Annotated in this window: 11 protein-coding genes, 1 tRNA gene and 1 pseudogene; 1 reads left to right on the top strand and 12 read right to left on the bottom strand. The window is 42.3% G+C overall.

Annotated features, from left to right (window positions below; genetic code table 11):
- Positions 1–248: 248 nt before the first annotated feature.
- Complete coding sequence (gene holA, locus V4B18_RS01950) at positions 249–1292, bottom strand: DNA polymerase III subunit delta (protein WP_455476169.1); 1044 nt, start codon at positions 1290–1292, stop codon at positions 249–251.
- An 838-nt stretch (positions 1293–2130) separates the two neighbouring features.
- On the opposite strand from holA, the gene V4B18_RS01945 reads away from it, so the two are divergent.
- Positions 2131–2205 (top strand) — tRNA-Gly (locus V4B18_RS01945).
- Positions 2206–2369: 164 nt separating this feature from the next.
- Here the strand turns inward: V4B18_RS01945 and V4B18_RS01940 are convergent.
- From V4B18_RS01940 to V4B18_RS01890, 11 genes and pseudogenes are all read right to left on the bottom strand, one after another.
- Positions 2370–2861, bottom strand: a pseudogene (locus tag V4B18_RS01940) (DUF721 domain-containing protein); the annotation flags it as partial.
- A 134-nt stretch (positions 2862–2995) separates the two neighbouring features.
- Entirely contained in the window at positions 2996–3814 is an 819-nt protein-coding gene (locus tag V4B18_RS01935; protein ID WP_455475439.1) for a DNA adenine methylase, read from the bottom strand.
- A 142-nt stretch (positions 3815–3956) separates the two neighbouring features.
- Positions 3957–4955, bottom strand: a complete 999-nt coding sequence (locus V4B18_RS01930) for a phage late control D family protein (protein ID WP_455475440.1) — start codon at positions 4953–4955, stop codon at positions 3957–3959.
- On the bottom strand, positions 4946–5200 hold the full coding sequence (locus V4B18_RS01925) for a tail protein X (RefSeq protein ID WP_455475441.1): 255 nt from the start codon (positions 5198–5200) through the stop codon (positions 4946–4948). Before V4B18_RS01925 ends, V4B18_RS01930 begins: the two co-directional genes overlap by 10 nt.
- Positions 5197–5643: a phage tail protein gene (locus V4B18_RS01920; RefSeq protein ID WP_455475442.1), complete on the bottom strand. Its 447-nt coding sequence runs from the start codon at positions 5641–5643 to the stop codon at positions 5197–5199. Before V4B18_RS01920 ends, V4B18_RS01925 begins: the two co-directional genes overlap by 4 nt.
- A complete protein-coding gene (locus tag V4B18_RS01915) occupies positions 5640–7982 on the bottom strand; it encodes a phage tail tape measure protein (protein WP_455476168.1) in 2343 nt (780 codons plus the stop codon). Before V4B18_RS01915 ends, V4B18_RS01920 begins: the two co-directional genes overlap by 4 nt.
- Before the next feature lie 130 nt (positions 7983–8112).
- Positions 8113–8526: a hypothetical protein gene (locus V4B18_RS01910; RefSeq protein WP_455475444.1), complete on the bottom strand. Its 414-nt coding sequence runs from the start codon at positions 8524–8526 to the stop codon at positions 8113–8115.
- 8 nt (positions 8527–8534) lie between these two features.
- Entirely contained in the window at positions 8535–9053 is a 519-nt protein-coding gene (locus V4B18_RS01905; RefSeq protein ID WP_455475445.1) for a phage major tail tube protein, read from the bottom strand.
- Complete coding sequence (locus tag V4B18_RS01900) at positions 9050–10339, bottom strand: phage tail sheath C-terminal domain-containing protein (protein ID WP_455476167.1); 1290 nt, start codon at positions 10337–10339, stop codon at positions 9050–9052. The genes V4B18_RS01905 and V4B18_RS01900 overlap by 4 nt, the downstream gene beginning before the upstream one ends.
- Before the next feature lie 218 nt (positions 10340–10557).
- On the bottom strand, positions 10558–11916 hold the full coding sequence (locus V4B18_RS01895; protein ID WP_455476166.1) for a Bgr_08870 family protein: 1359 nt from the start codon (positions 11914–11916) through the stop codon (positions 10558–10560).
- A 12-nt stretch (positions 11917–11928) separates the two neighbouring features.
- Positions 11929–15072, bottom strand: coding sequence for a DUF4815 domain-containing protein (locus V4B18_RS01890; RefSeq protein WP_455475514.1), 3144 nt, complete (start codon positions 15070–15072; stop codon positions 11929–11931).

Below are 15072 nucleotides of genomic sequence, written 5' to 3'. Positions count from 1 at the left end.
ACTCTTGCAGCTTTATGCGCATTTCTCTAATAAAACTCTTAGAAAAGTTGGTTTTTTGCTCATCATCGTTTATATGCCTACGGAAATGAATATAGCCTCTTCTCATATTGAAAATTTTGCTAAGCAGTTTGTAAAAAGATACACGATAATTCTAACGTTATCCTTCTCCTCTCAACAATGGAAACTGATAAGAATGATATCTTCAACATTCTTACATAAAAGGATAAATATTAACATAGCAAAATATTTTAAGAACCCATTTGGCGCTGTGCAACAATTGCCACCCCCAATAAAGCTTGACGAGTAATAGCTTCACTCAAAAGCGGATTTTTACGGCTTTCTAAAACAGCATGCTGAATTCGTTCCATTGCATAAAAAATTTTCTCCATTTTCCAATATTTTAGAGCACGTTCAACGGTTTTTTTCCGCTGAAAAAAAATGGGTGGCTGTGCTTGAGAGATTGCCGTAAAAGCATTTTTACCCTCAACATCCACTTGATAACGCAAAAACTGTAATTGCTGAAAATGTCTTTGTGCAGTATTCAAAATAAAAAAATATGCGCTTTGCGTCGCTTCATGCCGGCTAAAGTAGGTTTCAAAGCTCGCTATATCTCCTAATAATACAGCATCGATCACTTCATCTTGAGAAAGCGGACTGACATCACTTACCACAGCTTTTACATCCTCAAGAGTAATATGTGTTTTTTCCAAAGCGTAAAGGCAAAGCTTTTCTAATTCACTCAGCGAAACGAGATGATCTCCTCCCAAATGATGCAGCAACCATTTGCATGCATCCGAAGAAATAGTCATATTAAAATTCTTTAAGACCTTATCAATTAACATGTCAAGAGAACGAATATCATCTGCAAAACAAGGCAAAGCCATCGCTGTTTGTGCTGCCTCAATAATATTACGCAGCCCTGTTCCTTTTTTTAAATCCCCTGCCTCAATTAAAACAAAACTCGTTTCTGGAGGTTTTTTAATTAAAAGCTTCAGTGCTGCAAGAAAGTTTTTTTGATTAGCTGCATTAGATATCCATACCAAACGATCCCCACCCAAAAACGATAGCGTGCGTGCTTCATCTCCCAATCGCGCAGGATCTTTATCAATCTCGATCGCATCCAACCGAACAGTAGAAAAAGGATCCTGTACTGCTATCTGCGTGAGCTTAATAAAACGCTGTACACGTTCACAAACAAGACCACGATCAGGTCCATAAATGAGAACAATACGAAAAGAACGCGAAAGACGTGTTAAAAAGTTATCAACTTCATGCGCTTTTTTCTGAGCCAAAACATTAGTCCATTAAAAATTTACCATCAAAAATTCCGCCACAAATCTTTTGGAGCACTCCTACAAGATTATACACATTCAATCATTTAGATTCTTCTTAACAGTTATCGAAGAGCACTTTTTCCTCATATGACAATAAGCCTCCCCTTTCCATGATCAAGATCTTAACACATAGAATGCATTGTCATAATAGTGGTTAATTTCTTCTCTTCAATAATTTTTCAATCAGCTTCATAACAGAATCAGCATCTTTTAGCGTGATAAATGCAAACAATTAATTCATTCCGACAAAATTAAAAATCGCAGCAAAAATAGTGGAAATTGTTTGCACTACTGCAAATATTTATAGATATTAATTATGCTAATCATGACAATTACATCAAATTTATCACTAACAAATTTACGTGCAGCTTGCATCACTTGTAAAAATATTGTCTTGTAGCTAATAAACATGCATTTGTGATTTCCACTATCTTTATAGCTATTTTCTGTAAGCGTACCATCCCAACACTTCTTAGCAAACTGCACCCTTAAATAAAATACAACATAATTTGTAAAACAGCTACGATAATACTCTTCTGTTATTTTCGCAAAGCTATTGACATCAAAAACAATCCAAATAGCAATACACAAATTTACTCTTTTAAATTTATTTTACCAATAATTTTAATAATTACAGAGAACGAATTATTAAAAATAAACTTTCAAAACCAATCTTTTTTCCATTTTTTTAACATTAAAAAAATAAATTACACTGAAATATTATTTTTTTGTTGCAATTCTAATAAGCCTACGCCATACAGACAGCGTTTGAAGTAGAAATGTTTCGAATATATGAGCGGGTGTAGCTCAGGGGTAGAGCACAACCTTGCCAAGGTTGGGGTCGTGGGTTCGAATCCCATCGCCCGCTCCATGTTATAATAATCTGTGTATGTAGCTTGCCACTTCGTTTTGCACTATTTGCCACCTCGTTTTGCACCAATTGATTTTTTTTCAAAGGATTTTCAAGGGGGCTTTAAAGGGACTTTTAAAGCCCCTCAAAGAGTCTTTATTTTCTGTTAAAAATGATGTTTCGGTATTATTTTTTTCTGCAAAAATAGCACAACCAAATTCATAAAGTGATTGGTACAGTTTTCTATTTGTAATCCCCTCAAGAATCTTTTTTACACATTGTTTATCTTCTTCAGTTGGCACTGGGGTTGTTGGTAAACAATCAGGAAAAGATATAGATCTTTGTTCTATTTTTATACGATCGATAGCTATGTATCCAAAAAAGCCATTAATCCTATGAAGAAATTCATCTTTTTCATGAAGTAATTTCAATGCAGTAAATCCTTCACAAGCCACAACAAGTGTTGCGGGTTGAAAAGGATCATCAACATTAACTCGATGCTTCCAAATAATTTTTAATGGCATTGTGTGCTCACCGATATCGGATCCCACAATCTGTAACCAATGCTCTATCAGAGCTACATTGATCCCTGTGCGCTTAGATAAAACTGGGTCAAGCATTTTAGATGCAGTCTCAGAAAGAGAATGAAAACGATGCTTTTGAAAGTGTTGTGCCATTTCTATTATTTTCTCGATTAATGTTTTTCTTTCAATTTTATATCAATTCATTTTTTTTCAAAGAATTTTTAAAGGGCTTTCAAAGGGTCTTCAAAGGGGTTTTAAAGCCCCTTCAAAGAGTCTTTTTTCTTCTGTTAAAAATGGCAATTTGTGATGATTAGTTCTTTGGCAATAGCATTATTTGAGCTGCAACATGTATAAGATGTGGTGACCTCTTTTATATGGAATTGACTAAAGGTTTTCCGAATCTCTGGCACATCATTTAAAGAGAGAAGAAACTTGCCCTTTAATTGCGCAAGGAGCGCAGACATCGTCTGGTAATCCTCCCGCTTAAACAAGCCCTTTCCATAGTAATCCTCAACACCAAAATAAGGCGGATCAAGGTAAAACAAAACGTTGGGCTTATCATAGCGCAGCATAAAGTCTGACCAATCTGTATTTTCAATTGTAACCCCTGCCAAGCGGCGGTAAAGAGGCTCTAATAACGCTTCGACTTTAAAAGGATTAAATCGTGCACCACGGCTTGTTTCAACGCAAAACGTGCGCTTGACCACCTTGCCGCTAAAACTCAACCGTTGTAAATATAAAAACCGAACAGCACGCTCCAAATCGGTTAAATCCTTTGGATCTTGTCGTGAAAGACGTAGAAACTCCTCACGGCTGCTGATCTGGAACTTTAACAGATCTATAAAGGGCTGATAATGGCGTTGCAACACGCGGAAAAGATTCACTACATCGCCTGAGCGATCATTGATGATTTCCGCAGCTGGTATCAATTTTCTCCTAAAGAAAATCCCACCCATCCCAATAAAAGGTTCGGCATAAACGTTGTGCGGAATCTCTTCAATGATTTTGACAACGGTTTTGGCTAACCTTCTTTTGCCACCAATATAAGCAGCTGCTGGTGTGACAGGAGCAACAGATTTTAATGTTTCAGAATAAATTGTGTCCATACTTTCTTAACTTCTTCCATCCATAATAGCCATCTTCTCATTGCTTTGAGTGATAAGAAGTGGCTGCGATGTTATGTTTTCTGGCATCGGACGGGTTTTGTCGCTAACTTATCCCCGTTGGCTGGAGAAACCAGCCCAGCCTCTATTGCTTGCTATTTCCCCTTTCCTTTTCTGGTGCTTCTAAGATAATTTCTGTGGTATAGCCGCTGGCTTTTTCATAGCGATGGGTCACCATAGAGGCTTTCCATTGTCCGTTCATTTCCCCACGAAACCCACAGAGCAAAAGAGGTTGATTGGCCATGATTTCTGGTTGACCCTCTAACAGTAACGAACCACTTCCCACAGCACGACAAAGCCTCTCTCCTTCTGAGGCTGCTGCTGCTAGAGCCTCTTCCTTACAGCTATAACAACCGCGCAAACGCCGCGTGGAACCTTTGTAACTTGTCTGATGTTGGATCTGTAACTGTTGCCCTTTGGCTCGATCAAAATAACTAGCTTCAACCACACCATATTGTGTCCGTGGTTCTACTCTAAACTCCCAGTGAGAACAGTGATGCTTATGGATTTCGAGCGGCGGTAAATTGTCATCGCTTAAAAACAAGAACTTATGATCTTTGATTAAGAAACGTGCCTGCATTCGATCCGCAAGACGTGTCAAAAAATCGAGTACCGATTGATCCGTGCACACAACATAAGACAAAGACTGTTGGTAAAACTTTGGGCTAACTTTTGCTTGATAACCATGACGCTTGGCTAATGTTTCAACAATATGCCCAACCGTTTGATTGTCAAAATGTTCACTGCTTTGTGCTTTGATTTCTTGACGCATGGAAGCGCTTTTGCCACAGATGCGCAAGATTTCTCCATCATGACCGCCGATACTCATGACCGATTCGATAACAAAACGCCCCATAAATGCACTGATGCTATCCTCATAGCCAAAAGTCACCTGCAGCGCACTGTTGCTGGCCGGAACCTCTAAATCATTGCCGCTATCATCAAACTCTGCTTCAAAATTATCGGATTCATTCCCCGCATGATCGATAAGGGTTGCTGTTAAAAGACGTTGGTAAAAAACCTCATGAACGGGCTTGTCCCCTACTTTTACCATAATGAAAGGGCGTGCATGTCTTAATCCCATAAGCGCTTCACCGTACTTTTCTTCTCAAGCAGGATAAATTCAGGAAGGACAACGCTTAATCCACGAGGCAAAAAATAACCATATTGAGCAAGACCTAGATTTGCCGATAAAGTGGCTTCTAAATACCCTTCTAAAGCTCTAACCTGAGTGCGATCCCCCAAAACAGAAACGGCATGCTCATAGCAAAGCAAATCAAGACTCATATCTTCTAATTCGACAAACAAACGTTTTTCAGGAATCTTCATTGATATTGCCCCATCTGATATTGTCCTTGTGGTTTTCCCCCATCAAAAAAGGGCAAAAGACTGATGGAATAGCGAATGCGCTGAGATTGGCCAGAGCGGCTGATATAGTCATGATCTTGACGGATATTGGTAATGACGACAGATCCATGCAAAAGAGCACTATAGGTAAAATCACTGATCCAACGGATCATGGGAACAGGCTTGGCCGCTCGAATGGTTTTGGTGATGGCATCAATTGCTTCACGGTCGCCAAACTCCTCTGGAAACAACACACCATGAATGGTTTTAGGATCATTGCCATAGCCGGTAAACTGCAAGCTCGGCGCCCGCCCAAAACGTGCCATCGAAACCCATGTGGCTGAAAACTCCTCTTCAAACGATTGGAAATTGAGCCAATCGACATAAAATTGATGGGATCCTAGCATCATAAGGGGATCATTCATTCCGTCCCTCCATGGAGTGCATTGGCTTGTGCACGTTGAATCGCAGCACTAACGGCGCGCCCTGTCGTAACAGGATCACGCGCACCATTGACATGTACCGTGACATTTTGATTGTGATAAACACGGCTTTTATCTTTGTCTCTTGTCTCTGTTTCAGCAAATTGTCTGTTATTTGCACCAGCAAATTGTGGGATGGGCTGAATGGCTGTTTTGCCCCCAAGCCAACTTGGCAAATGGAAAAGGTCCGATAAATCAACCTGCCCAATCCATGTCTTGATGCGACTTGGCAAGGATGTAAAAAAATCGCTCAACCTCGTGATGGAGGCACTAAAGCCATCGATAATCCAATTGGCCAAGTCCTCCCCTGCTTGTTCCATACCGGCTTTGGCATCCTCAGAGAGCTTTTCTTGAGCAAAAAAACCACCAAGCCATTGCCAAAAGTTGGAAAGGCTTTGTTTAAATCCATCCCACACATTGCCAAACCACCTGCCAACAGCGCCAAGTCCTTGTTTGAACTTTTGCCAAGCTTGAGAGAAATCAAAAGCAGCGGCAATAATGTTTTTCCACTTGGTGATAGTGGCTGTATCAGCGCCAAAAAAACGCATCATCGCTTCAAACGCACGACCAAAAGCGCGCGCCATTCCCCGTGCAAAACCTTTAACAAAGGAAGAGAAACGATCCCAATATTTCCATAAGAAAAAAACAGCTGCAACAATAACGGCTATAGCAGCGGCAATCACAGCTCCTATCGGGGTAAAAACAGCCCCAACGCCTGCGGCAATGCCAGCAGCAGTTGCTTCAATCATTGTTCCAAGCCAACCAAAAACTGTGGCTAAGGCACTCCCTGAAACCATAACCCCACGCAAAGCACCGCCTAATAAAACCACAGGGCGCGATAACAGTGCAAAGCTTCCACCAAGACTCGCACTCAATAATTCAAGGAAGCGACCTGAAGTTGCTAAAGCACGCAAATTTATTACAAGCCCGCGACTGAGTGCCCCAAACTTTATAAAGGAGGAGATTAATTGAAGAAGCCCAAGGCGCGTTCCAGCCATCGTAAAACGAACAACCCGTAGCGTAATATTAAAAGCCATAAGGGCTGCAATGGTTTTAATGATAACACCGGTTAAAATTGGATGTTCATTTGCCCACGCCATAAGCCCGTTGATAAAAGTACCAACACTGGCCATTAAATTATTGACAGGGGGCAAGAGTATTTCACCAAGAGTAATGCCCAAAGCCACGATGCGGTTTTGCAAAAGTTCAAATTGTTTGATGGCTCCTGTTGCTTGTTTATCGGCTTCTTGTTCTACAGACCCTTTAAAGACTTTTGGATCTTCAATAAATTTTAAAGCTTGCTCTAATAGTTCCGGATTACCAACCAATTTAGCAAAATCGCCGGTAAAGTCACGTCCAGCAATGGCAATGAGAGAACGCATACCCTTTTCTGATTGACCTAAGACATGAAAAAAGCGAACTAAGGTACCGGTTGCATCTTTATCCAAATCTTCCATGAACTTTTGACGTGAGAGACCTATATGAGTAAAAGCATCTTCAATATGCTTACCACCTGCCTGAATGCGTGCACTGATTGCGTTAAAACCACGCGCAGCGCTTTCTGGAACAATACCAGCAGAAATCATTGCCGTACCAAAAGCCGCGGTTTCACGTGCTGTGAGTTTAAACATGGTTGCCGCACCGGTGGCACGATTGGTAAAATCGGAAACTTCACTAGCTTTTGCCGCCATATGATTGGAGAGATGATTGATGGCATCGCCTAAATCTTCAATGCCTCTCTGATCCAATTGGAAAACGTTACGCAACTTAGCAAAGCGCTCACCAATTTGATCCCCTGACATATCAAATGCCACGGCAGCTTTTGCAGCATAAACGCTAAAAGCTTCCAAATCCTGTTCACCAATCCCTGCTTGGCTAGCACTGGTCATCAGTTCTAAAATTTCACGTGCCGCTAAAGGGATTTTGGTTGAAGTCTCTAGTGCAAATCGACGCAATTCGACCAATCGGTGAAGGGGTGCATCAAGAACCTTTTCCAATCCTTTCATAGACTGGTCAAATTGCATAGCTTTATAAAGGGGAGCAACCAATGTTGCTGTTTGGGCGATAGCACCCACCATACGCCCACGCGCATGACTAAAAGCGACTTCCGCATTTTTCGTCGCTTCGTGAATATGATCACTTGAAAACCAATTTTTAAAACTCTGTTGCGTCTCCTTTTGAAACCGTGCAACATCTGAACTGAATGCTTTAAGATCGCGCTTGGCAGAGGCTATCCCCTCTTGCAGATGATTAACAAAACGCACAACAAGGGAAACATCCATTACAGCATCGTTCCTGACATATGATTTGTGTACTCCTCTTGTTTGAGGCGTGCTAACTCATGGCGATAAGAAACAACATCCAGCCAATCCATCTGATTGATTTCCGAGGGAGACCATCGAAAATGAAGAGCTAATTCTGCTCCAAATTGTCCTGCATAAGGGATTGGCGTTCCGGAAAAAAAGCAAAAAATGCCTTAAACATCGCTATAACATCGACAATATCAACACGATTAATGAGTTCGACAGATTCACGCGACATATCGGCTAACAAAGCTGTAATCCCTTCTGTTGCCTCATGGGTGAGTAAAACTTCAGAAAGCTTAGCTATGAGGGTATCGTTGGTAAGCGTTGTTTTTTTGCCTCCAAGCTCAGGAAGTAGCAGTTCTGTTAACTGCGGCCCAATAAGCACTGCGAGTTGTTTGGCTTGTTTAAAATTAGGGCGATAAAAGATCAGTTTATTGCGTGTCGCTTCCTTGCCATCACTGTCCAAATAAAGGATGGGAACCTGCAATGTCACTTCGATTTCTGTCTGTAAACGTATCATGATAAACCTTACAAATTGAGAATAGAACGTCGGCGAGAGCCAATCTCTTGACCGTTACGCACAAGCCAACCGCCCCGCTTAAAAGAAAAACGATGAAGGACAGTACTGTCCCAATATTCGGTATAATCCCAAATATTTTTAATCTCGCAATCATAACCGGTCGCTTTCCCACCAGACAGACCTTCGCTATCGACCTTGACTAAACGCCCTGTAACATCGATGGAATGTTCATGCTCGCGCCCATCTTCTTCAGAAACCACATATTTTTTGCCGGTGAATTTATGACGAACTCCAGGGGCACCTCCAAAGATGCCAATAACTTCTGGGGTGTGGCTGCGAATTTTCATTTGCAAGCCAAAAGCTTTAACCCCAAGACCCCCAACATCAATCTGCATATCAGAACCACCAGGCTGATAAGTTTCTGTGATTTCTTCTAAAGTGGGGAGTTTTAATGTTTCAAGGTCTAAATGAAGATTGGTATCATCATCGACAATCAATGTAAAACCGCGAACAATTCTCAAAGTCATGCTGTCTTCCTTGCTGCATTGCGATAAATGTCAATATTATCGCCAAATTGATAGGTCATCTTGTTTTGGATATCTTCAGCCAATCGATTAAAATAAGCGCTATTGCGGCGACTGCCAAAACTTAAATCTTCTAAAGGAGGGACTTCCTCCGCATCAAATTCCACTCGTAACTTTCCTAATTGTAAATTGCTGTTCGAATTTAAATCGCGGTCAAACCAAACACGTCCTCCCAAAAGTGCTCCACGGGCAATCATATCATCTAAAAACTGCGTGAGACTGCGGGTAATGGCAAGAACATGTTGGCCTGTAAGGTTCTCATCATTTGCCCAAGGGCGGAAACTATTAATAATGGTTTTTTCAATGGCTGCACGCGTTCGCACGACATTGACAAAGCGCCAAAGTGGATCACTGGATGTGGTATGATTGCCCCATAAAATGCGTCCATTAGCCGCAAGCTGCCCTTGCGCATTTTGGCTAAGCCGTGCAGGAATAAAGGTTGCAATATCAGCTTGATTAAGGCGGTTTGCCTCATGATCAATTTCGCCATCAAAATAGCTAATAGGCCGTGCTGTTCCTAAAATGCCTTTGACATCTTGGTTGGAAGGCGACCAAAAAACACCTCCCTTTTGCTTATCTCGTTTGAGAAACATGGCTGCTGCAAAAGGACTTGCAGGTTTAATACTCAAACCACCATCATGATCTGCAACACGGACAAACGGATCAATCAGGTAACAAAAACGTGAGGAAAAATCAGCACGAAAAGCAAGACTTTCTTCAGTGTTTTTGCCGCCTGTATCAAAAATCGCAATTGCTTGCAGCTTTTCAGCAACTTGTTCAAGCGCATCAGCTACAGGGTTTTTGGCATTATCAACCCGTCCAGCACTATAAGCTGGTGCTAGTAAAATTCCAGGCTCAACCCCTAAATGACCACGCGCATGCGCTAAGGCATGCACACCAGTCAAAGCAGTGTTTGAGCCAATCATTGCAGTCTGTGTCTCAGAAATTTTGGACTTTTCTTCCACACGCACGAGAATAATTTTAGCCTCTATCCCTTGCGCACACACAGCGTTAATTACATCAAGCGCTGTCCCTTTTTGTCCAAGCTTTTTGATTTTATCCCCTTCATGAGTAAAAAGAAGCACAGGCTCGTTGAGCGGATAAGTTTGTGCATCGGCATCAGGTGCCGTTACAACAACACCAATGGCGGTTTGATCGAATGTTGTCAAAGGCCGAGAATCTTCGCCTGCCTCAAGAATACGTATACCATGATTAAATTCTTCTGCCATTTTGCTCTCCAAATCAATGAAGAGAAAATAACCATAAACGCACGAATAGCATAAGCCTGACATTGTCAGTAAAAAACTTTTAAAAAGGCTTTTCAAACTCTATAAACAAGACTTTAAAAGAAGAATACAAGCCTTTAAGCTTCATCATACTTTAAGCTCCATAATATTAAGAGCCGTCAGCTTAACCGTGCCATATCTTTGCTTAATCGTGCATCCATTCACTCTTTCCACAATCTTATGAGGACAGCGCCATCAGCTCCAGCACCACTTAAAGAAGAATCCGCATGAGCACCAGCTCCGCCACCCCCAAAACCACGTCCTCCTTTTCCTGAAGTATAAGTACCATATCCTACTCCTCCAGATCCGCCTCTTGATGTATCACCTCCAGCATCCCCCCCATAACCACTTACACTTCTATAGCCTCCACTAGCCCCATTGTAGCCATTTCCCCCTTTGGCAATTCCTAGGTGCTCGTCGGTTGCCAAACCAAAGTTTCCACCAATGCCTCCAACACCACCACGTCCTGTAGAGTAGTTGGATGAGTTGGAATAACGAGCACCACCACCCCCACGTCCTCCTGTAGCAGTAAGAAAATCCTTTCCAATGACTGTTGTTCTTCCAGAATTGCCAACCGCACCGCGCGATGCCACAGAACTTCCCCCTAAACCAATTGTGATATCCTCATGACCAGTTAAACTAATTTTATAGCCATACCACACTGTACAACCGCCTCCTCCACCTCCTCCACCCAAACATGGAGTATCAGCTCCACCACCACTACCGCCGCCACCCCATGCTTGAATCTCAACTTTGGTTTGATCTGTCACCCAATCTGGCCATTGAATTTTTCCATCTTGCCTATACAGAAATTCAGCATCAGCAAGCGCAGACCAATTAATGAGTTTATCAGTCAAAGCATTGTTGATTTTTTTTATTTCTTGCTTGAGGGCATCTGCTTCTGGTTTTGTACAGACAAAATCACCATCCACTTTGAGTGGTCCTTTCAATGTGCTTCCTGTTGCACTTAAACTGATGACCACTTCACCATTATGAGTGAGGTTCAAGGATGAATTGCCCAACAGTTCTAAGATACCACTAATGGTCACTTTGTTGTTAAATTTATTGTAATTGTGCCATTCATTGGGAGTCGCTAAACGACCATAGCTTGTCAGATCTTCATTAATCTTGGCTCTAAAGTCATCAAGCCCAACAATATCTTCAGTCTTATGCTGATGAGCACCTAACAACGAGATCGCACTGCCAAAGGTAAAATGATTATTGCTTGACTTGTAGAGAACATAATTATTAGCCGCATCTTGTGCGCCCTCTACATCGCTCAAATCAGCAAAAGTAAAGGTTTTGTCCGCAGGCATCTTGTCTTTGAGAGCTGTCTCAAGACCTGTAACATCGCTTATCATATGTATATGTTGTAAAGGTGCTTTTTCGTTTGCTTGTTCTTCAATATCCGCAATGGCTTGGTCAATTTTTGTGAGGTTTTCACGCAAAATTGGAAATTCAGAACTGATAAAACGACCTTCTTGAGGCAATTCCATCTCTAACTTTTTTGTTTTTGCCATCTTTTTCTCCAATTACAGTATGCCTGCACCAAAATCACGCACCATCGAGCGCGCTGCAGGGCTACCCGTAAGTGTTAATTTCAACCGTGCTTGTTTGGCTGTTTTGTTATCACTGATAAATTTTCGCTCCACCCAAAGCGGTTCAGCAAGTTGCTCTGTCTCCTCCAACTTCAACGGAACAAAAGCACCATCATCGAATTGAATATCCATGCTGAAGGATGAACCACCCGGCAAAAAGCTTTTGATATAACTGGTGAGCTTTGATCTTTCACCAAAAGCAAAAGCGCGAGTAACATAGGTGGCTTGCTTGTTAATTTTTCCGGCAATCAATTGAACTGGAGCAAATAACACAGGCGAGAGCTTTTCAGTCCCCTTGAGAACAGCACGGAGTTGAACTTTTTCGCTGATATATTCTGTTAAACTGAGTAATTGAAACGGGAGAAGCTGGTAGACTGTGCCATTGTTTCTTTCAATCTCAAACACAACAGAACAATCACTGGAAGGCAATTCTATTGCTGCCCGCACTTGTAAATCTGAGCAATCAACAAGATCGAACTCTCCTAAATCGACAACTTTTTCTGTTTGTGTATAACGTGCTGCTAACACACGAAAGGTTAAGGCCTCATCTTGATGGGCTGTCCAGCTTCGCGCATTAACAGAAGAAAAACGCGGACCCGTTACATAAGGGTGGCTTGAGACAACTCTTTGCTTTTCTTCGTCAAAATCTCCAAGTTTGGCTAAAGCAATAGAGTGATTACCGTCATCGGTCTTAATGACAAACGCTGTTAAGCGATCATTAGACACTGTCAATGGTATATCATAGCGTGCCCCCACCCAACCTGTCTTTGCCTCGTTCATGGAATAAAATGTTTGCGCTTGAATATCAGCTGTAGGAGTGCCATTTTCTGTCGTCACTAAATCAATCACCAAATCATGCGCGGGATCACCAATTTTACAAAGGTAAAAATCAACACCGGTTATTTGCCGTGTTTCATCGGGGATGAACACTTGCGCTTGCGGATCAAATTGTGTCCATATCCGCACCGTTGTTGTCCGCCGCATGACTTGGACATCAATCACGCCTTGCCCTGTAAAAAGACCCGTTGCAGTTGTTCCCCCTTTGCCCCGCGCCACAACATTTTTTGTTCCTGCAGTAATGTTTTCAGGAATCTTCAATGTCCCTTCAAGGGTTCCCTTGGCATCAGCAACGAGACGACTCTTTGGCAAAACATTGACGCCATCAAAGGTCAAGCTTTCCAAGATTTCTCCTTTGCCAAAACCTTCAATTTTAAAGCCAAGGTCAATTGGTCTTAAGAATTCTATTTGCTCTTGGTGGGCATTGACCAATTCATCTTTTGTTTCTGTTGTTCGGATAGTGCTGCCACGATGCCAACCCACATTCAATTGATTGGTCACACTTGAAAGCCAATCGGTGCGCTGTACATGCCAAAAATCTGTAGCGGGGTTCAGGGTGAGCCTACCGGGAAGTGGTGCAAAATTTTGATAAGGATTGATTTTTTCGCAAGCCGTCCTCAATTCTTGTGCAATGATGACTTCATTGTCCCAATCAAGGGTGACAGGAGAGTGTAAAGGAGCAGTGTAAAATGTTGGCTCAATGGCAAGCTGTAAAATGCCATACCCAATGGCACCTGTTTGCGAAAATCCCTCATCTCTGTAAGAGTCATCAAGGAAAGGATCGACAAACATTCCTTTTTTTGCAACAGGCTCTTTTGCATCAACATTGCTTTTAATCCGCTCTAACTGCATGAGACGGTCAAGGGAGAGAACACGCTGAAAATAGCGCCACATCTCATCATAAGGAGCAACCCGGGTGCCGTCATTTTTGACAACGGGCACATCCATCCAATTATTGGTGATCGTCGCTAAAGACAACACATCATCAGGAACACTAGGTGCCATAGGATCATCAGCTGAAACCCCTTTGATATAAACCACTGTGCCTTGCGTATTTAGACCAATCCGATCAATGCGGGGTAATTTATACGTATAACTGACAATGATATCACCCCCTTGTGCACCATCTGAGACAGTGATTTCTTGCGCGGTGACTTTATCAGCGGTAATTGGTGAACGATAGTGGTAGGTTACGGTGTAAACACTTCCCGGAAGAGGCTCATCACCAGCCAGCCCCCAATCGATCGTGTCACCGGTTTTTTTAAAATCAGTGCCTTCTTTAAACTCCTTATTCTCTTGGATGACTTTAAGAAACGACGTGATACTTTTATCAGGCACGCCATCACGTCCTGAAGCCACTGCACCCCGTGTTACATTCACAGTTTTTTCTTTGGTCAGCAAAAGAGAATGAATGGTGGCAACAGGAAAGTAATAGGGTTTAAAGGTAAAACTTGTTTCCCCTTGCTTTGGCGAAAAAATATGCGTTTCACTTGGAACAACCCCTTCAGAAAAATCTTCCAGTTCCTCGTATCTCAAAGCCGCAAGACGCTTGCGTTTAAAACCACTAATATTGGCTTCCCCTTCTTGAATACTGAAAACTTGGCTTTGTTCCTTTTTGCCCAAAGCTGTTACGCGGCAACCCCTGACAATATAGTGTCCATGGGCGCGATCGTAGGTTGCAATGGCTTGCATCGCCGGCTCAAGCAGTGATGGCGATTTTTGATCAATCAAAATGCCATCTTGCAGCACATAAACAGGGAAAAAAGCCCCTTCTTGAGGATCCTCTTTAAGTGCCCAGACCAGCTTGACGGTCTCGCGTGCTGCCCCTGGTTCACCTTCTGCCAATGTTCCCGCAACTTGACCCAACAACTGGGGATCATCCTCATGTGTGATCCACTGCTTTTGCAGTTTCACACCGATTTCAATGCGACCAACCATGGAAACATTCTCTAAAACAGCTCCTGAGACTGGAAAAATATCCCCTGCAATAAAAATCTTACCATCCGTTAAAGTAACAGTTTGGCTGTCTTTGTTTACAAAAGCATCAGCACGCTCAATGCGATCACCTTCTTTTGCCACCAATCGTCCTAAGCGATCATGACGCCCTCTGATGATTGTTTGCATCTCGTTCAACTCGCCGCTTTGAAGAAAAGAACGCTCTCCATAAAACACAACACTTTGTTGTTCATTTCTGCCCACAGACCTATCGATTGCGGATGGCAAACCACTTTCATGTTGCAT

This window comes from Bartonella sp. B17, from assembly GCF_053795755.1.
This window is presented reverse-complemented; position numbering and strand designations above follow the sequence as displayed.

Excerpts from the sequence above, each read along its gene's own strand:
- V4B18_RS01935 (WP_455475439.1), bottom strand. The coding sequence starts at position 3,814 with ATGGACACAATTTATTCTGAAACATTAAAATCTGTTGCTCCTGTCACA.
- V4B18_RS01930 (WP_455475440.1), bottom strand. The coding sequence starts at position 4,955 with ATGGGATTAAGACATGCACGCCCTTTCATTATGGTAAAAGTAGGGGAC.
- V4B18_RS01925 (WP_455475441.1), bottom strand. The coding sequence starts at position 5,200 with ATGAAGATTCCTGAAAAACGTTTGTTTGTCGAATTAGAAGATATGAGT.
- V4B18_RS01920 (WP_455475442.1), bottom strand. The coding sequence starts at position 5,643 with ATGAATGATCCCCTTATGATGCTAGGATCCCATCAATTTTATGTCGAT.
- V4B18_RS01915 (WP_455476168.1), bottom strand. The coding sequence starts at position 7,982 with ATGGATGTTTCCCTTGTTGTGCGTTTTGTTAATCATCTGCAAGAGGGG.
- V4B18_RS01910 (WP_455475444.1), bottom strand. The coding sequence starts at position 8,526 with ATGATACGTTTACAGACAGAAATCGAAGTGACATTGCAGGTTCCCATC.
- V4B18_RS01905 (WP_455475445.1), bottom strand. The coding sequence starts at position 9,053 with ATGACTTTGAGAATTGTTCGCGGTTTTACATTGATTGTCGATGATGAT.
- V4B18_RS01900 (WP_455476167.1), bottom strand. The coding sequence starts at position 10,339 with ATGGCAGAAGAATTTAATCATGGTATACGTATTCTTGAGGCAGGCGAA.
- V4B18_RS01895 (WP_455476166.1), bottom strand. The coding sequence starts at position 11,916 with ATGGCAAAAACAAAAAAGTTAGAGATGGAATTGCCTCAAGAAGGTCGT.
- V4B18_RS01890 (WP_455475514.1), bottom strand. The coding sequence starts at position 15,072 with ATGCAACATGAAAGTGGTTTGCCATCCGCAATCGATAGGTCTGTGGGC.